Genomic DNA, 23,069 nt, shown 5'->3' on the forward strand with positions numbered 1-23,069 from the left:
ACTAGAGGCTCTCGGGCTTGAGTGCCGTCTCGACCAGCCGCCTGGCGTCCGGCCCCGACCATTCGGCCGGGCCGTTCATATGGGCGATCAGGCAGCCCTCGCCGTCGACCAGCATGGTGACAGGAAGGCCTAGCGCCAGGCCGCGCTTCTTGAGGTCGTTGAACAGCGCCATCGTCGAATCCCGGTAATAGCCAAGCGTCGCGACGCCGGTATCGCTGAGGAACTTCTTCGGCTTCACATCGTCGCCGGCATCGACATTGACGGCGATCACTTGAAAGGCGTCGCTGCCCTTTTCCTTCTGCAGCGCATCGAGCGCCGGCATTTCGGCACGGCACGGCGCGCACCATGTCGCCCATAGATTGAGCAGCACCGTCTTGCCGGCATGATCGGCAATCGTCATCGGCTTGCCGTCCGGACCGTTGAAGGCAAGGCTCTTCAGGGATTGTGGCGGATCGGCCGGCAAAAGTGCCGCGACCTCACCGGTGGCCGAAGCCGCGACCTTCTTGGCGCGGTCGCTCTTGGCCGCGCAGGCCACGTCGTCCTTGCTCTCACCCACGGCAGCTTGTGCCGGTGCATTGTTGCCAGACCGGCTCTCGCTGACATATACCGCGACCGCGCCCGCCAGCGCGCCCGCCACCAAGGCGGCGAGGATCAGGCGCGGGGCCGGGAAGAATCTACTACCGTCTGCCATTTTCTCAAAACTGCTCCGAAGCACGGGTTATAGCCATGAGCGATAAGAAAACCAGCAACCAGATGTGGGGCGGACGTTTTGCCTCGGGTCCGGCCGCCATCATGGAAGCGATCAACGCGTCTATCTCCTTCGACCGCAAACTCTATGCGCAGGACATCAAAGGCTCGATCGCCCATAGCGAGATGCTGGCGCAAACGGGCATTATTTCGGCGGCCGATCAAGAAAAAATCGCTGACGGGCTGAACACGATCCTGAGAGAGATCGAGGCCGGCAGCTTCGAGTTCTCGACGCGGCTCGAAGACATCCACATGAACATCGAGGCGCGCCTTGCCGATCTGATCGGCCCGGCGGCCGGCCGCCTGCACACCGCCCGCTCGCGCAACGATCAGGTCGCGGTCGATTTGCGGCTCTGGGTCAAGGAGGAGTGCTTTCGCGTCGCCGAGGCGTTGAAGGGGTTGATTGAGGCGCTGCTGGAGCGGGCCGAGGAGCATGCGGCGACCGTGATGCCGGGCTTCACCCATATGCAGGCGGCCCAGCCGGTGACCTTCGGCCATCACTGCATGGCCTATGTCGAGATGTTTTCGCGCGACCTGTCGCGTGTCCGCGATGCGATCGAACGCATGGACGAAAGCCCGCTCGGTGCCGCCGCGCTTGCCGGCACCAGCTTCCCGATCGACCGCCACCGGACCGCCAAGGGGCTCGGCTTCCGCGAGCCGATGCGCAATTCGCTCGACAGCGTCTCGGATCGCGATTTCGCGCTCGAGTTCCTTGCCATGGCCGCGATCTGCGCCACGCATCTGTCGCGGCTGGCCGAAGAGATCATCATCTGGTCGACGCCGCAATTCGGCTTCGTCAGGCTGTCGGACTCGTTTTCCACCGGCTCGTCGATCATGCCGCAGAAGAAGAATCCCGATGCCGCCGAACTGGTGCGCGGCAAGACCGGCCGTGTCACCGGCCATCTGGTCGGCCTGCTGACGGTGATGAAGGGCATGCCTTTGACCTATGGCAAGGACATGCAGGAAGATAAGGAATCGGTATTCGACGCCGCCGAGACGCTCGACCTGATGCTGGCGGCGATGACCGGTATGGTCTCGGACATGACGGTCAACGCAGCCGCGATGAAGAAGGCCGCCGGCTCCGGCCACGCGACAGCAACCGACCTTGCTGACTGGCTGGTGCGCACGCTCGGCCTGCCGTTCCGAGAGGCGCATCATGTCACCGGCCGGGCGGTGGCGCTGGCCGAAGACAAGAAGGTGGGGCTGGAGAAGCTTTCGCTGGAGGATCTGCAGTCGATCGATCCCGGCATCACGGCCGACATATTCTCAGTGCTGGCGGTGCAGAACTCGGTCAAGAGCCGCACCAGTTTCGGCGGCACCGCGCCGTCGGAAGTGAGGAAGCAGATCCGCGCCTGGAAAAAGCGACTGGCGAAAGCGTAATGCCGGATGTTGTGCCAGCAATATCCCGGACATGCGACCAGCAATATCCGGACGTTGCGCCAGATATTGCGACGAGCAATATCTCGGGGTGCAATGCGCCGAGAACTCGGCTAAAAGCGGCGGCTGACAAACGTTTCGGACGGATGGATCGATGACCGGAAGCAGGATTTTGGTGACGCTGACGCTGCTGGTGGCGATCGCGGCCGTCTCGGCCTGCGGCAGGAGGGGCGGTCTCGACACGCCCTATGAGGCGGCCGTGCAGGCGCGCAAGGATGCCTCGAAGGCCCACCAGCCCGTGCCGCCGGAGCCGGAAAAACCGGTCAAGGACAAGAAGTTCATCCTCGACCCGCTGATCTAGGCCGACGAGAGCGGGGCCTTCCAACCCGATCTCATCGTGCCGCAACTTCCGGAACCACTCCCGTGAACCATTTCGACTACCGCGACGGCGTGCTCCATGCCGAGGACGTGGCGATACCAGATATCGCCGCACAGGTCGGCACGCCATTCTACTGCTACTCGACGGCCACCCTGACCCGGCACTACCGGGTGTTTGCCCAGTCCTTTGCCGGGCTCGACACGCTGGTCTGCTACGCCATGAAGGCCAATTCCAACCAGGCCGTCCTGCGGACGCTGGCGAAGCTCGGCGCCGGCGCCGACGTGGTTTCGGAAGGTGAATTGCGCCGGGCGCTGGCCGCCGGCATTCCGGCCGGCAAGATCCTGTTTTCGGGCGTCGGCAAGACCGCGCGCGAAATGGACTTTGCCCTTGCCGCCGGCATTCTCTGCTTCAACGTCGAGTCCGAGCCTGAACTTGAGCTGTTGTCGGCGCGAGCCGTTGCCCTTGGCAAGGTGGCGCCGATCTCGCTGCGCATCAATCCCGATGTCGACGCCAGGACCCACAAGAAGATCTCCACCGGCAAGGCCGAGAACAAATTCGGCATCCCGTGGCAGCGGGCGCGGCAGGTCTATGCCCGCGCGGCAACGCTTCCCGGCATCAGGATCACCGGCATCGACACCCATATCGGCAGCCAGATCACGGAGCTGCAGCCCTTCGACGACGCCTTCGCCCTGCTTGTCGATCTGGTCGGCGCGCTGCGGGCGGACGGCCATGCCATCGAGCATATCGACCTCGGCGGCGGCCTCGGCATCCCCTATCGCGTCGACAACAACCCGCCGCCGCTGCCCGATGCCTATGCCCAGATCGTCAGGAAGCATGTCACCAAGCTCGGGCTGAAGGTGATGTTCGAGCCGGGCCGGCTGATCGTAGGCAATGCCGGTATCCTCGTCTCGGAAGTGATCTTCGTAAAGGAAGGCGACGCCAAGAACTTCCTCGTCGTCGACGCCGCCATGAACGATCTCATTCGGCCGACGCTCTACGATGCCTTCCACGATATCCGTCCGGTCGTGCAGCCGCCGGCGGACACGCCGCGCATGATGGTCGACGTCGTCGGCCCGGTCTGCGAGACCGGCGATTATATCGGCCTGGACCGCGATCTGCCCAGGCTGAGGGCCGGCGACCTGATTGCCGTCTCCACCGCGGGCGCTTATGGCGCGGTGCAGGCCGGTACCTACAACACCCGCTTGCTGGTTCCGGAAGTGCTGGTCGACGGCGACCGGTTCCACGTCGTGCGCCCACGCCTGACCTATGACGACCTGATCGGGCTGGATTCCGTGCCCGACTGGCTTGCATAGAAGCGCCGGAAACACACCGACCCGTCACAGGGAGCAATCATGACGAACGGCATCACCGTCACACGCGAGCGCATTGCCGCGATGGAACCGCGCATCCGCCCCTATATCAGGCACACGCCGGTGCTGCGCGTCGACATGGCCGACTTCGATCGGCCGCCGTTGGCCGTCGACCTGAAGCTCGAATGCCTGCAGCATTCCGGCTCGTTCAAGGCGCGCGGCGCCTTCACCAACCTGCTGGAGCGTGCGGTCCCAAAGGCCGGTGTCGTCGCAGCATCGGGCGGCAACCATGGCGCGGCCGTCGCCTATGCCGCCATGCGGCTTGGCCACAAGGCGACCATCTTCGTTCCCGAAGTGAGCCCGGCGGCCAAGCTGGAACGGATCCGCTCCTATGGCGCCGAGCTGATCGTCGGCGGCGCCCGCTATGCCGAAGCGCTGGCCGCCAGCGAACGGTTCGCCGAGGAGACCGGCGCTTTGCAGATTCATGCCTTCAACCAGGAGGAAACGCTCGTCGGCCAGGGCACGCTTGGGCTCGAAATCGAGGCCGATTTGCCTCGGATCGACACGCTGCTGGTCGCTGTCGGCGGCGGCGGCCTGATCGGCGGCATCGCTGCCTGGTTCGCGGGCCGCATCCGCATCATCGCCGTCGAGCCGGAAGGAGCGCCGACGCTGCATCGCGCCTTCGAGGCCGGACACCCCGTCGATGCGCCGGCCGAGGGCATCGCCGCCGATTCACTGGCGCCAAAGCGCGTCGGCGAAATGATGTTCCCGATCGCCGAGGCCTATGTCGAACGCTCGATCCTGGTCGGCGACGACGACATCGTCGCCGCGCAAAGGGCGCTGTGGAACCGAACCCGCATCATCTCCGAGCCGGGAGGTGCGGCCGCCTTTGCCGCGATCCTGTCGGGCCGCTATGCGCCGGCGCAGGGCGAACGGCTCGCCGTGCTGGTCTGCGGGGCGAATGCGGACCCCGCTACCTTCTAAAGTGCCTGCCACCTTCTAAAGGGTATGCAGGATGGAACTATAACGGTCCACTTCACGTTTTTTCGAACCGCCTCGCCTTTGCCGTGTTTGCTGGTATTCTTTGAGTCGTGAGGCGTCGGGCTATCTGCCCGCTCCACAGCATGATCCCGAAACATGGAATCCCTTTCGGAACAGATCATGCTCAAAGGGATAGGGCCGCATCCCGGTTTCGGGATGCCATAGGCTCAAGGAAGGGCCGATGACGCAACGACCCACCTTCAGCAGCGATCGCGGCCTCGCCGGGCGGCTGGCTTTGAGCAGGCTGGCCACGCGGGTCTCGATGGTGGTCGAGCGCGGCTGGCCGTTGCTGCTTCCCCTCGTCATCGTTGCCAGCCTGTTCCTCAGCATCTCCTGGCTCGGGCTATTCTCCCGGCTGCCGGATATGGCGCGCATCGGCCTGGTCGCTGCCTTTGCCATAGCAGCACTGGCCGCGCTTTATCCCCTGCGTTTCTTCCGCCTGCCGGGCGCCGGCGAAATCGACCGCCGCATCGAGGCAGCCAATCAACTGTTGCACAGCCCGGTGCTGGTGCAGACCGACCGGCCAAGCGGCCGGGAAAGCAGCTTCTCGCAGGCGCTATGGCGCGAACACCAGAAGCGCATGGCCGGAAAGCTCGACAACCTCGGCGCCGACCTGCCGCGCACGCGCGTGCCGGAGCGCGACCCTTGGGCCCTGCGCGCGGTAGCGGCCCTTTTGCTCGTTACCGCCTTCGCCTTCTCCTTCGGGCCGACGGGCGGCAGGATCAGCGACGGGTTCAATGCCCATGGCGCGCGCGATATCGTGCCGCCGCGCATCGACGCCTGGGTGACGCCGCCGTCCTACACCGGCAAGCCGCCGATCTTCCTGACCGCCGACGCCAACCAGGCCATCCCGACCTTTACGGTTCCCGAAGGCAGTGACGTTTCGCTGCGCGTGACGGGCGGCTCAGGCGAGGAAACGCTCGGCTACGCCGACAAGAATGGCAATTCCCGCGCCATCGACCCGGCTGCGCCGCAGGCCGCCGCCAAGCCGGCAAGCCCGGCGACGCCGTCCAAGGTGCGCCAGTTCACCAGCAAGCTGACCGGCGACGGCACGCTGACGCTGACGTCGGGCGAGGACCAGCTCGGCCGCTGGGCCTTCGCGGTCGTACCGGACAAGCCGCCGCAGATCCGCTTCGTCGGCGAGCCCAAGCGCGCCGCCAACGGCGCCTTCGAGCTCAACTACCAGATCAACGACGACTATGGCGCCGCCACCGCCAAGGCGGTGTTCGCGCTTGCCGATCCGCAGGCGCCGAATGCGCGTCCACTGTACGGTGCACCTGAAATGCCGCTGACGCTGCCGCGTCGCGGCGGCAAGTCGAACGCCGCCAGGACCTCCAAGGACCTGACCGAGCATGTCTGGGCCGGCAGCAGCATCAAGCTGACGCTGGTCGCTACCGACGATGCCGGGCACACCGCATCGAGCGAAACCAAGACGCTGCTGATGCCGGAGCGGCCTTTCGCCAATCCGCTGGCACGCGCCGTGATCGAACAGCGCCGCCTGCTGGCGCTCGACGCCAACGCCAAGCCGCGCGTGCTCGACCTGATGGACGCCATCACGCTGCGGCCGGAAGACACCTTCGACAACATGTCCCACTACCTCGCCATCATGAGCGCCCGCACCCGGCTGAAGATGGCCGACAGCGACGATCAATTGCGCAGCGAGGTCTCCTATCTCTGGGAAATCGCGCTCGGCATCGAGGAAGGCAATCTTTCGGCCGCCGAAAAGCGGCTGCGCCAGGCGCAACAGGCGCTGCAGGACGCCATCAAGAATGGCGCCACCGACGCTGAAATCGAAAAGGCGATGAAGGAACTGCGCGAGGCGATGAACCAGTTCCTGCAGGAATTCGCGGAGCGCGCCAAGCAAAATCCCAACGCCCCGCAGATGCAGCAGAATGGCCAGGAACTGCGCCAGAGCGACATCGATCGCATGATGGACCAGATCGAGAACCTGGCGAAGTCCGGTGATCGCGACAAGGCCCAGCAATTGCTGTCGCAACTGCAGGACATGATGAACAATCTGCAGGCCGGCCGTCAGCAGCAAGGCGGCCAGCAGGACAGCGAGATGCGCCAGCAGATGGACAAGCTGGGCGAGATCCTGCGCCGTCAGCAGGAGATGATGAACGACACCTTCCGCATGGATCAGATGCAGCGCGGCGAGCGCCAGCGCGGGCAGAACCGTGACGAGCAGCTCGGCGAAGGCGGCCAGGATGAGGACAGACCCGGCGTCGGCGAAGACCGCGATCCGCTCGCCCGGCAAAAGCCGATGACGCCCCAGGAATTCGCCGATGCGCTGAAACAGCTGCAGCAGGGCCAGGGCCAGTTGCAGAGCGACCTCGAACAGCTGAAGAAGGGCCTCGAAGGCATGGGTATGGAGCCCAATGAAGGATTTGGCGAGGCCGGCAAGTCCATGGGCAATGCCGAACAGGCACTCGGCGAGGGCGAAGGCGATGCGGCCGTCGGCCATCAGGGCCGGGCGCTGGAAGCGCTGCGCAAGGGCGCCAAGGACATGATGAAGCAGATGCAGGCCATGCAGGGCGACCAGGGTGGCGGCGAGGAAGGCGGCCGCCAGCAGAACGCCGATCGCGATCCGCTCGGCCGGCCGCGCGCCAGCCAGGGTCCCGATTTCGGCGATTCGGTGAAGGTGCCCGACGAGATCGACGTCCAGCGCGCCCGCCAGATTCTGGAAGCGATCCGCAAGCGGCTCGGCAATGCGCTCAGCCCTGACATCGAACGCAGCTATCTGGAACGGCTGCTCGAGCTGAAATAGAGCAATTCCAGGAAATATGTGAAGCGGTTTTCCGTCCGGAATTGCGAAAAAACAAAGGGATTGCCGCCCCCGTCCATCCCACCTGAAAACCCTGTCGCACGGTTGCACCACCATGCCCAGACTTGGCGCCATCACACCCATCCTGCGCATCTTCGACATTGCCAAGGCGCGTGAATTCTATGTCGGCTTCCTCGACTTCAAGGTGCAGTGGGAACATCGCTTCGCCGACGACGCGCCGCTCTACATGGCGATCGGCCGCGACGGCTGCGTCCTGCATCTCAGCGAACATCATGGCGACGGTGCACCCGGCATCGCCCTGCGCATCGAGGTCGAGGACATCACGGCTCTTCATGGCGAGCTGATCGGCAAAAACTACCGCTTCGCCAGGCCAGGCGTGGAAGAGACGCCTTGGAAGACCCGCGAGGTATCGGTCGCCGATCCGTTCGGCAACAGGCTGCATTTCTACGAGGATGCCGCCGGCTGACTGAGCCTGTTGACGAAGGCTTCGCGGATCGCATCCTGCATGCCGTCGATCGCCTCGCCTGACGCGTTCGGGTTGCGGTGCATCACCACGTTCGAGGAATCGATGGCGCCGAATCCGTCCGCCGTGGTCAGTTCACGACAGCCGTCCGGAATGTTGCTGCGCGAGATCGGCGCGATCGCCAGTCCGGAGGTGACGGCGAGCTTGAGGCCGCCGGTGGTGTCGCTGGTATAGGCGACACGATAGGCAAGATCGCGCTGCTCCAACGACTTGATGGCGAAGTCCTTGCACCAGCCGGCCCGGTTGTAGAGCGCGATCGGCACCGGCTGTTCCTCATGCATGTGATGCAGCGACGATGTCACCCACACGGTCGGGTCGTGCATCAGCACTTCGCCGCCGGCGGGATCCTGCCATTCGAACACCACGCACAGATCGAGCTCGCCGGCAGCGAGCGCCGCCATCTGTGCCCCGGAATGGGCATAGCGCACGGTGACCTCGACCTGCGTATGACGCTTCGAGAAAGCGCCGAGCGCGCGCGACAGGATGGCGTGGCCATATTCCTCCGGAATGCCGATGCGCACCGGCCCGCCAAGCGGCGCTGCCGCCATCGATGCCGACGTCTCGTCGAGCAGCGAGACGATGCGGCGGGCGTTGACGATGAGTTCGCCGCCGCGCCGCGTCAACGCGACGCCGCGCGAACCGCGCTCGAACAGGCTGGCGCCGATCAGATCTTCGAGCTTCTTCATCTGCATCGACACCGCGGATTGGGTGCGGCCGGCCTGCTCCGCCGCCTTGGTGAAATTGCCGGTCTCGGCAATCGCCACGAAGGTGCGCAGGAGGTCGCTGTCGAGGGTCGGCCGCATGAAATCCGCCATAAGAGAATTTGATTGCTGGCATCATTCCAATTCGTTTGCAACATGTCAAACGGCGGATGATAGTCGCCTCACCCATTGGATATGCGGCTGCGAAATCAGCCGCGGACCAATCAAGAGTCCTCACTCGTGCCCGCTGCCCGAAACGGTGGCGGGTTCTTTTTACCCCGCAGGCGGCAGCTTCGGATCGTACGCGCAGGAGCCTGGATGCAGATGCAAAATCGGATGGTGGGCGGCATCCTGAGCCTGTGCCTCGGCGTGCTGGTCTTTTCGCTGCAGGATCCGCTCGTCAAAGCCGTGTCGAGCGGTTATCCAGTGACCGAGGTGATGGCGATCCGCTCGATCGTCGCTCTGCCGATCCTGATCGTTCTGGTGCATGCCGATGTCGGCTTGCGGGCGATCCTGTCGAAGCGATCCGGCATGCTGACGGTGCGCGCCTTCATCCAGTTCACCTCCTATACGATGTACTACCTGGCCATCGCCGCCTTGCCGCTTGCCGATGCGGTGGCGCTTTATTTCATGGCGCCGCTGTTCATCATGGTGCTCGCCGGGCCCTACCTTGGCGAGCGCGTCTCCTGGCAGACACTGGCAACCGTGCTGATCGGCTTGTTCGGCGTCCTCGTGATGCTGCGCCCCGGCGCAGGGCTGTTCGACTGGGCAGCGCTGCTGTCGCTGGGCTCGGCGGCGCTCTATGGTTTTTCGCAGCTGATGGCCCGCAAGATCGGCGACACCGAATCGTCCACCGTGATGGCCTTCTATCAGAACGGCGCCTATCTGGTTGGCGCCGCCGTGGTTGCCGGCGCGTTTCACCTTGCCGGCATAACCCACGCCGTCCACCCCAGCCTCGAATTCCTGGTACGGCCATGGCTTTGGCCGACGCTGCCGGATTTTCTAAAGATGGCCGCCTGCGGCTTCGTCGCCTCCGCCGGCATGATCCTGCTGTCGCAGGCTTACCGGATGGCGCCGGCCAACCGCGTTGCCACCTTCGAATATACCGGCATCCTGTGGTCGCCGCTGTGGGGTTTCCTGTTCTTCGCCGAGGTGCCGCGGTCGACGACCGTGATCGGTGCCGCCTTGATCATCGGCGCCGGCCTGCTGGCGCTCAGCACCGAACGGCGCAAGAGTACTCCACCTGTGCTCGCTGCCGCCGACCCAGCCTGATCAGGCGAAGCAGATCAGCGCCCGTTCGACGCGCGAGCGGATTTCAGCCAGCGTGAAAGGCTTCTGCACGACATCGAGGATGATGCCGTTCAATTCCTCGGCGCGCTCGCGCTGGTCGGCATAGCCGGTCATCAGCACGATCTTGATGGCGGGAAACAATGCTGCCGCCGCTATCGCCATCTCGATGCCGTCCATCTCCGGCATGCGGATATCGGAGACGACGAGATCATAGCCGCCACGCGCGGCCTGGATCAGCGCAAGCCCCTGCGCGCCATCCGCAGCGATATCGATTGTGTGCCCGGCGCGTTCAAGCGCGCGGGCGGCCAGGGTGCGGACGGACTCATCGTCCTCGACGATCAGAAGCTTTGCCATGGCCGGCATATTTGGCCGCCAAAAGTTGACTTTTCCTGAAAGCGCTGAGGATCAGCAAACCTTTTTAATGCCGCTCAGGCATCCCCTTTGACGACACCGACAAAGGGCAACTCGCGAAAGGCATGGGCTACATCCATGCCGTAGCCGACGACGAAATAGTCGGGGCAGTCGAAGCCGACATAATCGGCATTGAGTTCGGTCTGGCGGCGCATGCGCTTGTCGAGCAGCACGGCGATCGAACAGCTCTTGGCGCCCCGCGACAGCATCAGCTCCCGGGTGAAGCTCAGCGTCTTGCCCGATTCGAGAATGTCGTCGATCAGCAGCACGTCGCGGCCAGCGACCTCATTGTCGATGTCGCGCAGCACCCTCACCTCACCGCTGCTGGTGCCGGCGCCATAGCTGGAGATGAAGATGAATTCCACCTCCGGCGACAGGCCGACATCGTGCATGGCGCGGATGAGATCTGCGGCGAAGATGAACGACCCCTTCAGCACCGAGATCACCAGGAGGTCATGGTAGTCGTGTCCGGCAATCTCCTTGGCGAGTTCGAGATTGCGCCGCGCGATCGCCGATGCAGAAAACAGGACTTCGATGTCCTTGCCGCGTACAATTGGCATTTTTCGCCCCGCTGATTTTCTTGCCTAAACGCGTTCACGCCCAGCATGTGTTGAGATTCAGGTCAGGCTGAGTCGAAAACGGTGGTTTCCGAGAACCGGAGCGGAGCGTACTGAAGTACGTGAGCACCGGAAGCGCAGGAAACCGCCGTTTGCGGCCAGTCTCACCTGAATATCAGCACACGCTATTCGGCGAAGGTGACCGATACAGTTCTTACACCGTTTCTAGGCACGTCGAGCCGGCTGGCAAAGCCGAATCTTTCGCCAGAGGCCAGCGAACGGCCGGATGTCCCCAACGTATAGCGGGTGATGTGCCCGTCATTGCCGGTCACCCGGATTTCAAGCGGCGGCAGCTGCGCCGGTTTGGCGCCGTCATTGGCGGCCTCGCCATCGACGAACAGCGCAGGGTTCGGTCCGGAAGCATCGACGCGTGACGTGACGCCCGAAATGCTGAGCGCCGACGCTTGCGCGCTGGACAGGAACGGCACCTGGCGCACCAGCGCGTGCCCGCCGGAAACCCAGAAGGCGGCCAAGGCAGCGCCGATGCCGGCGATCCAGAAGATCGGCCCGCCGCGCGAGGCTGGCGGCCGCTCCGGCGGGGCTTCGGGCTTGCGCAGCATGTCCATGCCTTCGATAGATGGCATGACGATCGCACGCGGCAGCGGCGAAACGCTTTCCACGGCAGGTGCAGGGCGCGGCATCACCACGTAATCGGCATCGACGATGTCGGCGGCCGAACCGCGCATGAACCGGTCCGCCGCGGCAATTGCCGCCGGATCGGTCATGATTTCGCCGGAAACCGGGCGCGCGGTTCGATCGTCAGCCATCATGGCCCCAGCATTGCAGCACGTGTTCGCTTTTCGTTTCTTTTGCGTAAACACAAATGGTTAACGCTTCCCCACCGGAGCCCTCGTGACGAGTCGAAAGAGCCTAGGAATTAACCGCCGGTTAACCATGCCGGCCGATGGTCTTTACCCAGAACAGGCCGGCTCGCTGCCGTGCCGAATTTCAGGTCGTCGAAATTGATTCGCTTCGAAAATGTCGGCCTCCGCTATGGCATGGGTCCGGAAATCCTCCGCGACATCTCCCTGCACATTCCGGAGCGCTCCTTCCAATTCCTCAGCGGGCCTTCGGGCGCCGGCAAGACGACCTTGCTGCGCCTGCTGTTCATGTCGCTGAAGCCGACGCGCGGGCTGATCACCATCTTCGGCAAGGATCGCTCCCGCATTTCCCGCACCGAGCTGCCGCATCTCAGACGCCGGATCGGCGTGGTGTTCCAGGATTTTCGCCTGCTCGACCACATGACCACCTATGAGAACGTCGCGCTGCCGCTGCGCGTGCGCGGGCGCGAGGAGGCGAGCTACCGCACCGATGTCACCGAGCTGTTGAAGTGGGTCGGGCTGGGCGAACGCATGCATGTGCTGCCGCCGGTTCTGTCCGGTGGCGAGAAGCAGCGCGCCGCGATCGCGCGGGCGCTGATCGAGCAGCCGGAAATCCTGCTCGCCGACGAACCGACCGGCAATGTCGATCCGCCGCTGGCGCGACGCCTGCTGCGGCTGTTCATCGAACTCAACCGTCTCGGCACCGCCGTGGTGATCGCCACCCACGACCTCGGCTTGATGGAGCAGGTCGACGCGCGCCGCATGATCCTGGCCGGGGGAAGGCTGGACATCTATGACTGAACTGTCCGCCGAACATTTTGTGGAAAGGGAGCAGGACGCCGAGGCGACCGAAGCAAAGCCGCGCGCCCAGCGCAGGATGGCGCCGATCGTGCCGGCGCAGAACATCGCCGGCCGGGCGCTGGTGCTGGTCATCGCCATCATGACCTTCCTGTCCTGCCTGACTTTCGGCGCGGTGACGCTGGTGCGCGACACAGCGTCCGTCTGGGAGAACCAGATTTCACGCGAGGCAACGATCCAGATCAAGCCGGTCGACGGCCTCGACATGGAAGCAGCCCTTACCCAGGCCTCCCAGATCGCCGGCGAATTCCCCGGCGTCAAGGCGACCCGGATCATCGACCGCGAGGCGACCGCGCGGCTCCTTGAGCCCTGGCTGGGCTCGGGCCTCAACATCGACGAATTGCCGGTGCCGCGACTGATCATCGTCACCATCGACGAGAACAGCCCGCCCGATTTCGCCGCCATACGCGCCGCGATCACCCCGAAACTGCCGAGCGCATCGCTCGACGATCACCGCACCTGGGTCGACCGGCTGGTGGCGATGGCCCGCACCACGGTGACCATCGGCATCGCCGTGCTGGCGCTGATGCTGTCGGCGACCGTGCTGACCGTGGTGTTCGCGACGCGCGGCGCCATGGCCGGCAACGGTCACATCATCGAAGTCCTGCATTTCGTCGGCGCCGAGGCACGCTTTATCGCGCGCGAATTCCGCCGGCATTTCCTGGTCACCGGCATGAAGGGAGCGGCGGCCGGCGGTGCCGCCGCAGTGCTCGTGTTCATCGTCTTTTCCTGGTGGTCGTCGCGCAATATGGCGACGCCGCAGGCCGACCAGGCGACCGCCCTGTTCGGCAATTTCGCCATCGGTTCGGCAGGCTATCTCGGTGTCGTCTTGATGGTGCTGGTGATCGGCGGACTGACGGCGGCAACCTCGCACGCCACCGTCGTTGCCTATCTCAGCGACATCGATGTCCGCCAACCGGATGCAGGCTAATTCATGTCGCCCAAAAAAGTGGGAACCGGTTTTGGGACAACGACATGGATAAAACAGGGTGATCACGAATAGAGAATTCGCGTAACGCAAAGTGCGTCTTTTACCTACCCAAGGCCGCATTTCAGGATTAACCATATGGCGATGGACGCGCGGGATTCGACCGGTACGGCTGGGCAGATGCCAGTGGTGGTTGCACGTTCGCATGACCGCCGCGCTGTGAGCCGTCTAAGAGCCACGTTGCGCCTGTCCGCCCTCTCCGTCCTCATCCTTGCAACTTTGTTTGCCGGCGGTTTCGGTTGGTTCGCCAACAAGGTCAGTCACCTGACGACGCCCGCCAATCCGGCCAGGGCAGACGCGATCATCGTCTTGACCGGCGGCCAGTCCCGCCTCGATGCCGCGATGGATCTGCTGGCGTCCGGCAAGGGCGAACGGCTGCTGATCAGCGGCGTGCATCCTTCGGCCAGCCGTCGCCAGCTGCAGGCGGCAACCGGCGGCGACAAGAATCTGTTCTCCTGTTGCGTCGACATCGACCGCGCCGCGCTCGACACGATCGGCAATGCCGAGGAAAGCGCCAAATGGGTCGAGAGCCACGCCTATGGCACGGTGATCCTCGTCACCAACAATTATCATATGCCGCGCAGCCTGCTGGAAATGGGCAGGCTGCTGCATGGCGCCAAGCTCGAGCCCTATCCGGTGGTCAATTCCAACCTCGACAATGGCGGCTGGCTAACCAAGCCGCGGGCATTGCGCGTGCTGTTCACCGAATACAACAAATATCTGCTTGCGCTGGCGCGCGGCATCGTGCCTGTCAAGCCGACGCCCAACGGCATTGCGCTGGCCGAAACCGCGGCCGGCGGCTGATTATTCCCCTGCGGCCGCGCCCGAATTTCCCCTGAGTCGTGCGATCTCCTGCTCAAGGCATTCGATACGCTTGTCCCGCTCGCCGAGTGCCGCCGCGACGTCGGCTGCCTCGAACCGTTGCGGGATGTGCTGCGGGCAATTGGCATCCCAGGCCGAGACCGTGAACAGGACGACCTGCTCGGGGCGCGCTCTGTAGTCTTGCGGCATCAGCTTCGCTATCAGTTCGGCATCGTTCTCGACGACGCGCGCGGTGCCCCAGAGCTTGATGCGCTGGCGGTGCATATAGTCGATCAGGAACAGGAACGCCCTTGGATTGTCGGCCAGATTGCCCTGCGTGATGAACTGCCGGTTGCCGGAAAAATCCGCGAAGCCGATCGTATGTTCATCCAGCACCTTGAGGAAGCCGGCCGGCCCGCCGCGATGCTGGACATAGGGCTGCCCCTCGCGGTTGGCGGTCGACAGGAAGACGCTGGTCTGCATTTCGATGAAGGCGGCAAGGTCCGGGGTGATGCCGGCCTGCCAGCCGCCACGCTCCTCGACGCGGGCGTAGGACTGACGTGAGCCCTTGCGGGCCTGGATCGCCTTGACGGTCGGCGTGAAGGCGACGTCGCTGGTGAAAGCATGCGCGTTCATCGAAAGCTTCCTTGCGGCAAGATGCTAAAGTCCGAGCTCCGACAATGTCGGGTGGTCGTCCGGCCGCCGGCCGAGCGGCCAGTGATACTTGCGATCGGCCTCGCCGATCGGCAGGTCGTTGATGCTGGCGATGCGCAGACGCATCAGCCCGTGTTCGTCGAATTCCCAGTTCTCGTTGCCGTAGCTGCGGAACCATGAACCGCTGTCGTCGCGCCATTCGTAGGCGAAACGCACGGCGATGCGGTTGCCGTGGAAGGCCCAGACCTCCTTGATCAGCCGGTAGTCGAGCTCGCGGCTCCATTTGCGCGTCAGGAAGGCCTGGATGGCGTCGCGGCCTTGCAGGAATTCGGCGCGGTTGCGCCAGCGGCTGTTCGTCGTATAGGCGAGCGCGACCCGCGCTGGATCGCGTGAATTCCAGGCATCCTCGGCCATGCGCGCCTTCTGCGCTGCGGTCTCGGCGGTAAACGGCGGCAGCGGCGGGCGGGCTTCGGACATGGCAACTCCTGTGCGAGGCCATGCTGCAGGCAGGGCCGACAGACCGGAATATAAGCCTTCCATCATTCAAAGGCAGGTGGCATATTCGTAACTTGTCCTTCCATTTTTCGGAAGAAGCTATGGATCGTCTCGAGGCCATGTCGCTCTTCGTCGCCGCGGTGGAGGCCGGCAGCCTTTCCGCGGCCAGCCGCCGTTTCGGCATTCCGCTGGCGACGGTCAGCCGCAAGATTTCCGATCTCGAGCGCCATCTGAACACACGCCTCCTGAATCGTTCGACGCGACGGCTGACACCGACCGATGCCGGCCAGGCCTATCTTGCCGCCTGCCGCCGCATCCTGGACGACGTCGGCGAGGCCGAACGCACGGCCGCCGGCGAATACAGTGTTCCGACCGGCGAACTGGCCATCACCGCGCCGGTCGTCTTTGGCCGCCTGCACGTGCTGCCGGTCGTCACCGGCTTTCTCGCCGCCTATCCCGACGTGGACATCCGCCTGACATTGGCCGATCGCATAACCCAGCTAGTCGAGGACCATTTCGATCTCGCCATCCGCATCGGCCGATTGCCCGATTCGAGCCTGGTCGCCATCGGCGTCGGCGCGATCCGCCGCGTCGTCTGCGCCAGCCCGGCCTATCTGGCCGAACACGGCACGCCAACGACCCCGGAGGATCTGGAAACACACGATTGCATCACCTTCGAGGGGCTCGCCTCCGCCGCCAGTTGGAGCTTCATCAAGGGCAAGGCCGAAATCCCGGTTCGGGTCCGCTCGCGGCTTCAGGTCAACACCGCCGAAGCGGCCATCGATGCCGCGATTGCCGGCGTCGGGCTGACGCGTGTGCTTTCCTACCAGATCGAAGCCGCGCTGCGGTCCGGCGCGCTGCGCGTCCTGCTGCAGGAATTCGAGCCGGCGCCATGGCCGGTAAGCCTGGTGCATGCGGGCCATGGCCTGCTACCGGTCAAGCTACGCGCCTTCCTCGATTTTGCCGCTCCACGCCTGAAGGAGCGGCTGGCGCGGCTGATGTAGCGGAACCAGGCCACCCCATCGGCGACCGTTCTTCGTCGCCAACCAAAGCGCCTGCGGCCATTTCCTTTTTTCCCGTGCTTGGTGTAACCAACGCTCACCTCCTCACCGGGCTCCCCCAATGCTCTACATCAGATCGCTGACGTTCAATTTCGTCTTCTACGTCAACCTGATCGTCCAGATGATCCTCTGGACCCCCTACTATTTCCTGTCGCCCCGGCACCGCGCCTGGTTCGTGCCGAAATTCTGGTCGCGCACCTCGATGTGGCTTTACGAGAAGATCGCCGGAACGAAGAACGAGATCACCGGCCGGGAAAACCTGCCCGAAGGCTCCTTCATCCTGGCACCAAAGCACCAGTCGTTCTGGGACGCGATCGCCTTCTTCCCCTTCCTTCAGGACCCGCTCTACATCCTCAAGCGCGAGCTGACCTGGATCCCGTTCTTCGGCTGGTACATCATGAAGATGCGCATGATCCCGGTTCATCGCGGCAGCCGTTCGAAGGCACTGAAGGCCGTGGTCGCCGCGACAAAGGAAGAGATGGCGCGCAACCCCCGCCAGCTCATCATCTACCCCGAAGGGACAAGACGCGCGCCGGGCGACGAACCGGCCTACAAATACGGCATCGTCGAAATCTACACGCAGCTTGGTGTTCCGGTGGTGCCGGTTGCCCATGTCGCCGGCCTCTATTGGCCGCGCCGCAAATTCCTGCGCTATCCCGGCACCATCAAGGCGCGTTTCCTGCCGCCGATCCCACCGGGACTGAGCAAGGACGAATTCATGGCCCGGCTAATCGGCGAGACCGAAGCTGCCTGCGACCAGTTCCTGATGGATGCGGCGCGCGGCCCGAACCCGCCTGCCTTGCCGCCGACAGCGGCGAAAAGGCTGCAAGAGCTGGACAACGCCGCAAGAACCAAAGTCTGAACCGGAAGTCTCCGGCCGGCAGTTCTCAGCCGAACACCGCCAGCGCGGTGGTCAACACCAGCGTCACGGCAAAGATCAGATTGATGATCCGCGAGGCCGCCGGCCGGCGCAGGAAGCGCGCGAACCCAGCCCCCGCGACAAGCCACAGAGCGTGGATGGCAACGATCATCAGGGCGAGAACCGCCAGCTTCAGCCATAGACCAGGCTCAGTGGCGCCCTGTTTGGACGAAGCACCGGCGAACACGGCGGCGATCGCCACATAGGCCTTTGGATTGGCGACCGCGAGAAGAAATCCAGCCAGCCATGTGGGACGCGAAGTCTCGGCGGCGCGGGCGGCCAGCGGCGGCGCCGTAGCGATCTTGAAGGCGAGATAGAGGATGTAGGCCGCGGAGGCCAAAGCCAGCAACGGCGCCAGCTTCGGCATCGAGGTGAGCACTGCCATGACCCCGGTCGCGACAACCAAAAGCACGGCGATCGTGCCCAGGATGATTCCCCAGGCATAGCCCAGGGAATGGCGCAAACCGAAGGCGGCACCAACGGCGGTGACGCTTATCGTTGCCGGCCCCGGGCTGCCCATGACGACGGCGGAGGCAAGCACGAGCGCGCACAACTGGCGCCAAAGATCCGGCTGCAAAAGAAGCGGCTCAGTCATCTCACCCTCTGTCTTGCCCCGTGCGAAGGAGGCTATGGCAAGACAAGAGGGTCGTCTTGGACGTTCGTGCGAGGAGCGGCCGCCGAAACTTCAGTCGCTTGCTTTGTCGAGTTCGGCCATGTCGGCGGCGCTCAGCTTCAGCGACGCCGCCTTGATCAGGCTGTCCATCTGCTCGGGCTTGGTGGCGCTGGCGATCGGCGCGGTGACGCCCGGCCGAGCGATCACCCAGGCAAGCGCGACTTCCGCCTGCTTGGCCGAATGCCTTGATGACACCGCGTCGAGTGCCGCAAGGATGCGCATGCCGCGCGCATTGAGATAGTCCTTCACGCCGCCGCCACGCGGGCTTTGGCCGAGATCGGCCTCGCTGCGGTATTTGCCGCTGAGGAAACCTTTGGCCAGGCTGAAATAGGTGATGACGCCGATGTCCTCGGCCACGCACAGATCGCGCAACGGCCCGTCAAAGGATGAGCGATCGTAGAGATTGTATTCCGGCTGCAGCACCTCGTAGCGCGGCAGACTGCGCAGGCTCGCCACATCGAGTGCCGCACGCAACTGGCCGGCGTCGAGGTTAGAGCACCCGGCATAGCGAATCTTGCCCTTGGCGAGCAGCTTCTCGTAGGCGCCAAGCGTTTCCTCATAGGGCGTCGCAGGATCCGGCCAATGCGACAGATAGAGATCGATGAATTCGGTCTGCAGCCGCTTCAACGATGCGTCGACGGCCTTTTCGATGTAGGCGGCGGACAGGTCCTTGTGTCCCTGTCCCATATCCGAACCGACCTTGGTGATCACCACGACCTTGTCGCGATTGCCACGGTCTTTCATCCATTTACCGATGATGGTTTCCGATTCGCCGCCCTTGTGGCCTGGAACCCAGCGCGAATAGGCGTCCGCCGTATCGATGGCGTTGAGGCCGGCGCCGACGAAGCGGTCGAGCAGGTCGAACGAGGTTTTCTCGTCGGCAGTCCAGCCGAAGACGTTGCCGCCCAGAACCAGCGGCGCGATGGACAAGTCGGTGCGACCGAGATGACGTTTCTGCAAGGCGGATCTCCGGGATGATTGGGCGGGCAAATGGCGCCCGCGGGCTGAGGGTTGGAGCCTAACCTAGGTCTTGCCTGAACGAGGTCAAAGGCCTGGCGGCCTTTTTCCGCAGAGCCAGCTTCACAAAGGCGCGACCTGCAGCGCCACCTCTTCCAGCCAATGATCGCGAATGCCCAGCGCCTCGAGATGCTCCAGCGTGCTCAGCACATAGTCCTCGTTGTTGCCGGACTGGCCGACCGCACCGCGCACCACGGCCGCCGCATGTGCAGCGTCGAGCGCTCCGGCATATTGCTCGTGCTGGCGGTCGACAATGTAAACCACCGCGTCGACCGTACCGCCGCCGTCGAGGCGAACCTTGAGCAGACGCTCCAGATAGACATTGGTGACCAGCTCGCGCTCGCGCAGATAGGCCATAACCTCGTCGCGCAAGTCGCCGGGGACGCGGAATGCGAGGCCGACGCAGGACCCGCCACGATCGAGGCCGAGCACCAGCCCCGGCCGCTCGCGCGTGCCGCGATGCACGAAGGAATAGACGCAGAGCGAGCGCCGGTAGCCATGCAGGCGGGCACGCTGTGTTTCGACATGCGCGAATCCCGGCCGCCAGATCAGCGAGCCATAGCCAAACACCCAAAAATCGCCCATATCGCCGCGCCTGATTGCAAAAGATGCCAACACCGCACCCGGACCGGTGTTTTTTCCGCCCGTCCCGTCTAACTATTCGTCTGTCCACCTGGCGGAATCGACTACCCGTCCGCAATACCCATGCGTTAACGAGAGCCAAAGCATGACGTCAAGTGACGAACGCCAGCCGAACAAACGTCGCCGCCTGATCTGGCTTGCAGCATTCATCGTCGTGCTGTTCGCCCTCTACAGCGGCGGCTGGTTCTATCTGGCTGACCGCGTCAGGAGCGAGGCCGACAAGGCGGTTGCCACGCTCAACAAGAATGGCGTCGAGGCCGGCTGCGCCAATCTCCAGGTCAGCGGCTATCCCTTGAGCTTTACCGTCTCCTGCGACAACCTCGCCTATGAGGACGATGCCAAGAACATTGCGGCCTCGGCCGGCAGTTTCAACGCAGCCGCCCAGATCATCCAGCCTCTGTCGCCGGTTGCCAATCTGCGCGGCCCGCTCAGGACCTCCGTGCCGGACATGGTGCCGCTGTGGATCGACTGGGACAATCTGCAGGCCAATTTCAAATTGTGGTGGCCGCTGCCGCGGCGGATTTCGCTGGAGGCAGAGGGCCTTTCCGGCCAGACCGATCCGGCCGACGATACCGATCCGGTGCAACTGTTCAGTGCCGGCAAGGCATCAGGTCAGTTGCAGCCCAACGGCGAGGATATCGACTATCTCGGCAGTTTCGGCGATCTCGAGGTCGACCCCGACGCAATTGGGGGGCGCGTGCTTCCGGCGCTCGATGCCAGCGGCGACGTGACATTGAAGAACGGCGTCGCACTGATCGGCACGCGGGTGAAGAGCCTTCGTGGCCAGGCGATCGAAATCCGCAACCTTGACCTGTCGTCGGGGACGGCGCGCATCACCGTTTCGGGACCGCTCTCGGTCGATGCCGAGGGCCTGGTCAACGCCGACCTGATGATCAGGTTGAAGGACCCGAAAGCGGTGGCGGCCATCCTCGGCACCGCCATACCCGAGCAGAAAAGCCAGATCGAGCAGGGTTTTTCTGCCCTGGCGGTGCTCGGCAACGAACCGTCCATGCCGCTGAAGGTGGTCAGGGGCAAGGCCTCGCTCAGCTTCATTCCGCTGGGCAAGATCAAGCCGGTCGAATAGCTCAGCCATGGCAAAACCGGTGAAGCTGCTGAGCGTTGGCGCATTGACGCTGGACACCATCCTGCGCGTCGAGACGCTGCCCATGCATCAGGGCAAGTTCATGGCCTCCGACGGCGTCCAGATCGCCTCGGGCATGGCCACCAGCGCCGCCTGCGCCGCCCATCGCCTGGGCGCCGAAGTATCGCTGTGGGCGAGTGCCGGCGACGATGCCGTCGCCGACCAGCTCATCGCCGGCATAGAGGCCGAAGGCGTCGATTGCACCTTCGTGCGGCGCGTCAGAGGTGCCCGCTCGGCGCTGGCCTCGATCCTGGTCGACGCGCATGGCGAGCGCATCATCGTGCCGTTCTATGACAGGCTTGCCCAGGCCGATCCCGATGTCCTGCCGGTCGCCGACCTCATGGCATTCGATGCCGTTCTGGTAGATGTCCGCTGGCCGGGTGCGGCGGCACTCGCCCTGAAGGCGGCGCGCGCCATCAGCCGTCCGGCGATCCTCGATGCCGACACCGCGCCGCTGGAGGTCCTTGAGCAGTTGTTGCCGCTCGCTACGCACATCATCGCTTCGGAGCCGGCAGCGCGCATCGTCTGCGGCCAGGCGCTCGATCCGGAAACGGCTTGCGCCGATCTCGCCAGCCGCACCGACGCTTTTGTCGCAGTGACAGGCGGCGCGGCGGGCAGTTGGTGGCACGACCGTCGCGCTGGCTGCGTGCGCCATGTCGCGGCGCCAAAAATCAAGGCGGTCGACACGCTCGCCGCCGGCGATGTCTTTCACGGCGCCTTCGCCGTCGGGCTGGCGGAAGCCATGCCGGTCGAGCAGGCTTTGCGGTTTGCCAGTGCGGCCGCGGCGCTCAAATGCCTGCGCTTCGGCGGCAGGCTTGGCGCGCCGAACCGAGCCGAGACGCTGGCCATGGTTGCGCAGACCTGGCCTGCCTGAGACAGACCTAGCCCTTCGCGGGGTGCTCGACCGCCTGACGGCCGAAATCGGGAACGTCGATGTCCTGGCCGGCTTCGATGATCGAGCGGCGCACGGCGCGGGTGCGGGTGAACAGGTCGAAGAGTTTTTCGCCGTCGCCCCAGCGGATTGCGCGCTGCAGCGACGCCAGATCTTCCGAGAACCGCGCCAGCATTTCGAGGATGGCGTCCTTGTTGTGCAGACAGACATCCCGCCACATGGTCGGATCGGAGGCGGCAAGGCGGGTGAAGTCGCGGAAGCCGGAAGCCGAATATTTGATCACTTCGGATTTGGTCACCGACTGCAGATCATCGGCGGTGCCGACGATGTTGTAGGCGATGATGTGCGGCAGATGCGAGACGATGGCCAGCGTCATATCGTGATGCTGGGGATCCATCGTGTCGATGTTGGCGCCGCAGCGCCGCCAGAACTCCGACAGCCTCTCCAACGCGTCCGGGTCGGTGTCGGGCAGCGGCGTGAAGATGCACCAGCGATTGTCGAACAGGTCGGCGAAACCGGCGTCGGGGCCGGATTTTTCTGTGCCCGCCAGCGGGTGGCCGGGAATGAAATGGACACCTTCAGGCACATAAGGCTGCATTTGCGCAATGACAGACGCCTTGGTCGAGCCGACATCGGTGAGGATCGCGCCCGGCTTCAGCGCCGGCGCGATTTCCTCGGCAACCGCGCCGGACGATCCAACCGGCACCGAAATGATGACCAGGTCGGCATCGCGGACAGCTTCTCTCGCATCGGTGCTATAGCTATCGCCCAGCCCAAGCTCCTCGGCCCGTGCCAGCGTCGCCGCACTGCGGGTCGAGATGGATACGTGGCGGGCGAGGCCCTCGCGGCGGATGACGCGGGCCAGCGACGAGCCGATCAGGCCGATGCCGACCAGAGCGATCTTTTCAAACATCGGTGATGTCATG

25 protein-coding genes are annotated in these 23,069 nt (G+C 64.3%); 14 read left to right on the forward strand and 11 right to left on the reverse strand.

Annotation, left to right across the window (positions count from 1 at the left end):
• Position 1 precedes the first annotated feature (1 nt).
• A complete protein-coding gene (gene tlpA / locus LB559_RS15300) occupies positions 2 to 691 on the reverse strand; it encodes a thiol:disulfide interchange protein TlpA (protein ID WP_063169085.1) in 690 nt (229 codons plus the stop codon).
• A 35-nt stretch (positions 692 to 726) separates the two neighbouring features.
• Here tlpA and argH point away from each other — a divergent pair, with 35 nt between their 5' ends.
• The 6 genes from argH to LB559_RS15330 all read left to right on the forward strand — a co-directional run bounded on the left by argH (position 727) and on the right by LB559_RS15330 (position 8,105).
• Positions 727 to 2,127, forward strand: coding sequence for an argininosuccinate lyase (argH, locus tag LB559_RS15305; protein WP_063169086.1), 1,401 nt, complete (start codon positions 727 to 729; stop codon positions 2,125 to 2,127).
• 151 nt (positions 2,128 to 2,278) lie between these two features.
• On the forward strand, positions 2,279 to 2,485 hold the full coding sequence (locus LB559_RS15310) for a lipoprotein (RefSeq protein ID WP_013529409.1): 207 nt from the start codon (positions 2,279 to 2,281) through the stop codon (positions 2,483 to 2,485).
• Positions 2,486 to 2,547: 62 nt separating this feature from the next.
• Positions 2,548 to 3,816: a diaminopimelate decarboxylase gene (gene lysA / locus LB559_RS15315; RefSeq protein ID WP_224674421.1), complete on the forward strand. Its 1,269-nt coding sequence runs from the start codon at positions 2,548 to 2,550 to the stop codon at positions 3,814 to 3,816.
• A gap of 39 nt (positions 3,817 to 3,855) precedes the next feature.
• Entirely contained in the window at positions 3,856 to 4,797 is a 942-nt protein-coding gene (locus LB559_RS15320; protein ID WP_224674422.1) for a threonine/serine dehydratase, read from the forward strand.
• 238 nt (positions 4,798 to 5,035) lie between these two features.
• Entirely contained in the window at positions 5,036 to 7,621 is a 2,586-nt protein-coding gene (locus LB559_RS15325) for a TIGR02302 family protein (RefSeq protein WP_224674423.1), read from the forward strand.
• A 112-nt stretch (positions 7,622 to 7,733) separates the two neighbouring features.
• Positions 7,734 to 8,105: a glyoxalase superfamily protein gene (locus LB559_RS15330; protein WP_224674424.1), complete on the forward strand. Its 372-nt coding sequence runs from the start codon at positions 7,734 to 7,736 to the stop codon at positions 8,103 to 8,105.
• Here the strand turns inward: LB559_RS15330 and LB559_RS15335 are convergent.
• Entirely contained in the window at positions 8,084 to 8,965 is an 882-nt protein-coding gene (locus LB559_RS15335; protein WP_024503767.1) for a LysR family transcriptional regulator, read from the reverse strand. The two genes, LB559_RS15330 and LB559_RS15335, sit on opposite strands and share 22 nt — an antisense overlap.
• A 222-nt stretch (positions 8,966 to 9,187) precedes the next feature.
• Here LB559_RS15335 and LB559_RS15340 point away from each other — a divergent pair, with 222 nt between their 5' ends.
• On the forward strand, positions 9,188 to 10,135 hold the full coding sequence (locus LB559_RS15340) for a DMT family transporter (RefSeq protein WP_063173806.1): 948 nt from the start codon (positions 9,188 to 9,190) through the stop codon (positions 10,133 to 10,135).
• Here LB559_RS15340 and LB559_RS15345 read toward each other — a convergent pair whose 3' ends face one another.
• The 3 genes from LB559_RS15345 to LB559_RS15355 form a co-directional block, all read right to left on the reverse strand.
• Entirely contained in the window at positions 10,136 to 10,507 is a 372-nt protein-coding gene (locus tag LB559_RS15345; RefSeq protein ID WP_024503765.1) for a response regulator, read from the reverse strand. It lies immediately after the preceding gene.
• Positions 10,508 to 10,581: 74 nt separating this feature from the next.
• Positions 10,582 to 11,124: a hypoxanthine phosphoribosyltransferase gene (gene hpt / locus LB559_RS15350; RefSeq protein WP_013529401.1), complete on the reverse strand. Its 543-nt coding sequence runs from the start codon at positions 11,122 to 11,124 to the stop codon at positions 10,582 to 10,584.
• 182 nt (positions 11,125 to 11,306) lie between these two features.
• The gene (locus tag LB559_RS15355) at positions 11,307 to 11,951 is read right to left on the reverse strand and encodes a hypothetical protein (protein WP_024503763.1); all 645 of its coding nucleotides are present in this window, start codon (positions 11,949 to 11,951) and stop codon (positions 11,307 to 11,309) included.
• Between the two features lie 192 nt (positions 11,952 to 12,143).
• On the opposite strand from LB559_RS15355, the gene ftsE reads away from it, so the two are divergent.
• The 3 genes from ftsE (at position 12,144) to LB559_RS15370 (ending at position 14,652) form a co-directional block, all read left to right on the forward strand.
• A complete protein-coding gene (gene ftsE, locus LB559_RS15360; protein WP_010911739.1) occupies positions 12,144 to 12,803 on the forward strand; it encodes a cell division ATP-binding protein FtsE in 660 nt (219 codons plus the stop codon).
• Positions 12,796 to 13,791: a cell division protein FtsX gene (locus LB559_RS15365; RefSeq protein ID WP_013529399.1), complete on the forward strand. Its 996-nt coding sequence runs from the start codon at positions 12,796 to 12,798 to the stop codon at positions 13,789 to 13,791. Before ftsE ends, LB559_RS15365 begins: the two co-directional genes overlap by 8 nt.
• A 135-nt stretch (positions 13,792 to 13,926) precedes the next feature.
• Entirely contained in the window at positions 13,927 to 14,652 is a 726-nt protein-coding gene (locus tag LB559_RS15370; RefSeq protein WP_024503762.1) for a YdcF family protein, read from the forward strand.
• Here LB559_RS15370 and LB559_RS15375 read toward each other — a convergent pair whose 3' ends face one another.
• Positions 14,653 to 15,285, reverse strand: coding sequence for a pyridoxamine 5'-phosphate oxidase family protein (locus tag LB559_RS15375; protein ID WP_224674425.1), 633 nt, complete (start codon positions 15,283 to 15,285; stop codon positions 14,653 to 14,655).
• 24 nt (positions 15,286 to 15,309) lie between these two features.
• A complete protein-coding gene (locus LB559_RS15380) occupies positions 15,310 to 15,780 on the reverse strand; it encodes a DUF1348 family protein (protein WP_224674426.1) in 471 nt (156 codons plus the stop codon).
• A gap of 119 nt (positions 15,781 to 15,899) precedes the next feature.
• Here LB559_RS15380 and LB559_RS15385 point away from each other — a divergent pair, with 119 nt between their 5' ends.
• Positions 15,900 to 16,802, forward strand: coding sequence for a LysR family transcriptional regulator (locus LB559_RS15385; RefSeq protein ID WP_224674427.1), 903 nt, complete (start codon positions 15,900 to 15,902; stop codon positions 16,800 to 16,802).
• 118 nt (positions 16,803 to 16,920) lie between these two features.
• Entirely contained in the window at positions 16,921 to 17,721 is an 801-nt protein-coding gene (locus LB559_RS15390) for a lysophospholipid acyltransferase family protein (RefSeq protein ID WP_064993070.1), read from the forward strand.
• A 25-nt stretch (positions 17,722 to 17,746) separates the two neighbouring features.
• On the opposite strand, the gene LB559_RS15395 is transcribed toward LB559_RS15390, so the two are convergent.
• From LB559_RS15395 to LB559_RS15405, 3 genes are all read right to left on the reverse strand, one after another.
• Positions 17,747 to 18,373: a LysE family translocator gene (locus LB559_RS15395; protein ID WP_063169095.1), complete on the reverse strand. Its 627-nt coding sequence runs from the start codon at positions 18,371 to 18,373 to the stop codon at positions 17,747 to 17,749.
• A gap of 90 nt (positions 18,374 to 18,463) precedes the next feature.
• Positions 18,464 to 19,411: an aldo/keto reductase gene (locus tag LB559_RS15400; RefSeq protein WP_224620163.1), complete on the reverse strand. Its 948-nt coding sequence runs from the start codon at positions 19,409 to 19,411 to the stop codon at positions 18,464 to 18,466.
• Between the two features lie 120 nt (positions 19,412 to 19,531).
• A complete protein-coding gene (locus tag LB559_RS15405; RefSeq protein ID WP_224674428.1) occupies positions 19,532 to 20,053 on the reverse strand; it encodes a gamma-glutamylcyclotransferase in 522 nt (173 codons plus the stop codon).
• A gap of 142 nt (positions 20,054 to 20,195) precedes the next feature.
• On the opposite strand from LB559_RS15405, the gene LB559_RS15410 reads away from it, so the two are divergent.
• Both LB559_RS15410 and LB559_RS15415 read left to right on the forward strand, forming a co-directional pair.
• Positions 20,196 to 21,194, forward strand: a complete 999-nt coding sequence (locus LB559_RS15410) for a DUF2125 domain-containing protein (protein ID WP_224674429.1) — start codon at positions 20,196 to 20,198, stop codon at positions 21,192 to 21,194.
• A gap of 7 nt (positions 21,195 to 21,201) precedes the next feature.
• On the forward strand, positions 21,202 to 22,125 hold the full coding sequence (locus tag LB559_RS15415; protein WP_224674430.1) for a sugar kinase: 924 nt from the start codon (positions 21,202 to 21,204) through the stop codon (positions 22,123 to 22,125).
• Positions 22,126 to 22,132: 7 nt separating this feature from the next.
• On the opposite strand, the gene LB559_RS15420 is transcribed toward LB559_RS15415, so the two are convergent.
• The gene (locus LB559_RS15420; RefSeq protein WP_224674431.1) at positions 22,133 to 23,068 is read right to left on the reverse strand and encodes a prephenate/arogenate dehydrogenase family protein; all 936 of its coding nucleotides are present in this window, start codon (positions 23,066 to 23,068) and stop codon (positions 22,133 to 22,135) included.
• Between the last annotated feature and the right edge of the window lies 1 nt (position 23,069).

The organism is Mesorhizobium sp. BR1-1-3 (genome assembly GCF_020165455.1).
In the GTDB taxonomy this organism is placed as follows: Bacteria; Pseudomonadota; Alphaproteobacteria; order Rhizobiales; family Rhizobiaceae; genus Mesorhizobium; species Mesorhizobium ciceri.

What these genes read in the sequence shown, in the direction of transcription:
- tlpA (WP_063169085.1), bottom strand. Translation starts at nt 691, where the DNA reads ATGGCAGACGGTAGTAGATTCTTCCCGGCCCCGCGCCTGATCCTCGCC.
- argH (WP_063169086.1), top strand. Translation starts at nt 727, where the DNA reads ATGAGCGATAAGAAAACCAGCAACCAGATGTGGGGCGGACGTTTTGCC.
- LB559_RS15310 (WP_013529409.1), top strand. Translation starts at nt 2,279, where the DNA reads ATGACCGGAAGCAGGATTTTGGTGACGCTGACGCTGCTGGTGGCGATC.
- LB559_RS15320 (WP_224674422.1), top strand. Translation starts at nt 3,856, where the DNA reads ATGACGAACGGCATCACCGTCACACGCGAGCGCATTGCCGCGATGGAA.
- LB559_RS15325 (WP_224674423.1), top strand. Translation starts at nt 5,036, where the DNA reads ATGACGCAACGACCCACCTTCAGCAGCGATCGCGGCCTCGCCGGGCGG.
- LB559_RS15330 (WP_224674424.1), top strand. Translation starts at nt 7,734, where the DNA reads ATGCCCAGACTTGGCGCCATCACACCCATCCTGCGCATCTTCGACATT.
- LB559_RS15335 (WP_024503767.1), bottom strand. Translation starts at nt 8,965, where the DNA reads ATGCGGCCGACCCTCGACAGCGACCTCCTGCGCACCTTCGTGGCGATT.
- LB559_RS15340 (WP_063173806.1), top strand. Translation starts at nt 9,188, where the DNA reads ATGCAAAATCGGATGGTGGGCGGCATCCTGAGCCTGTGCCTCGGCGTG.
- LB559_RS15345 (WP_024503765.1), bottom strand. Translation starts at nt 10,507, where the DNA reads ATGGCAAAGCTTCTGATCGTCGAGGACGATGAGTCCGTCCGCACCCTG.
- hpt (WP_013529401.1), bottom strand. Translation starts at nt 11,124, where the DNA reads ATGCCAATTGTACGCGGCAAGGACATCGAAGTCCTGTTTTCTGCATCG.
- LB559_RS15355 (WP_024503763.1), bottom strand. Translation starts at nt 11,951, where the DNA reads ATGATGGCTGACGATCGAACCGCGCGCCCGGTTTCCGGCGAAATCATG.
- LB559_RS15365 (WP_013529399.1), top strand. Translation starts at nt 12,796, where the DNA reads ATGACTGAACTGTCCGCCGAACATTTTGTGGAAAGGGAGCAGGACGCC.
- LB559_RS15370 (WP_024503762.1), top strand. Translation starts at nt 13,927, where the DNA reads ATGGCGATGGACGCGCGGGATTCGACCGGTACGGCTGGGCAGATGCCA.
- LB559_RS15375 (WP_224674425.1), bottom strand. Translation starts at nt 15,285, where the DNA reads ATGAACGCGCATGCTTTCACCAGCGACGTCGCCTTCACGCCGACCGTC.
- LB559_RS15380 (WP_224674426.1), bottom strand. Translation starts at nt 15,780, where the DNA reads ATGTCCGAAGCCCGCCCGCCGCTGCCGCCGTTTACCGCCGAGACCGCA.
- LB559_RS15385 (WP_224674427.1), top strand. Translation starts at nt 15,900, where the DNA reads ATGGATCGTCTCGAGGCCATGTCGCTCTTCGTCGCCGCGGTGGAGGCC.
- LB559_RS15390 (WP_064993070.1), top strand. Translation starts at nt 16,921, where the DNA reads ATGCTCTACATCAGATCGCTGACGTTCAATTTCGTCTTCTACGTCAAC.
- LB559_RS15395 (WP_063169095.1), bottom strand. Translation starts at nt 18,373, where the DNA reads ATGACTGAGCCGCTTCTTTTGCAGCCGGATCTTTGGCGCCAGTTGTGC.
- LB559_RS15405 (WP_224674428.1), bottom strand. Translation starts at nt 20,053, where the DNA reads ATGGGCGATTTTTGGGTGTTTGGCTATGGCTCGCTGATCTGGCGGCCG.
- LB559_RS15410 (WP_224674429.1), top strand. Translation starts at nt 20,196, where the DNA reads ATGACGTCAAGTGACGAACGCCAGCCGAACAAACGTCGCCGCCTGATC.
- LB559_RS15415 (WP_224674430.1), top strand. Translation starts at nt 21,202, where the DNA reads ATGGCAAAACCGGTGAAGCTGCTGAGCGTTGGCGCATTGACGCTGGAC.
- LB559_RS15420 (WP_224674431.1), bottom strand. Translation starts at nt 23,068, where the DNA reads ATGACATCACCGATGTTTGAAAAGATCGCTCTGGTCGGCATCGGCCTG.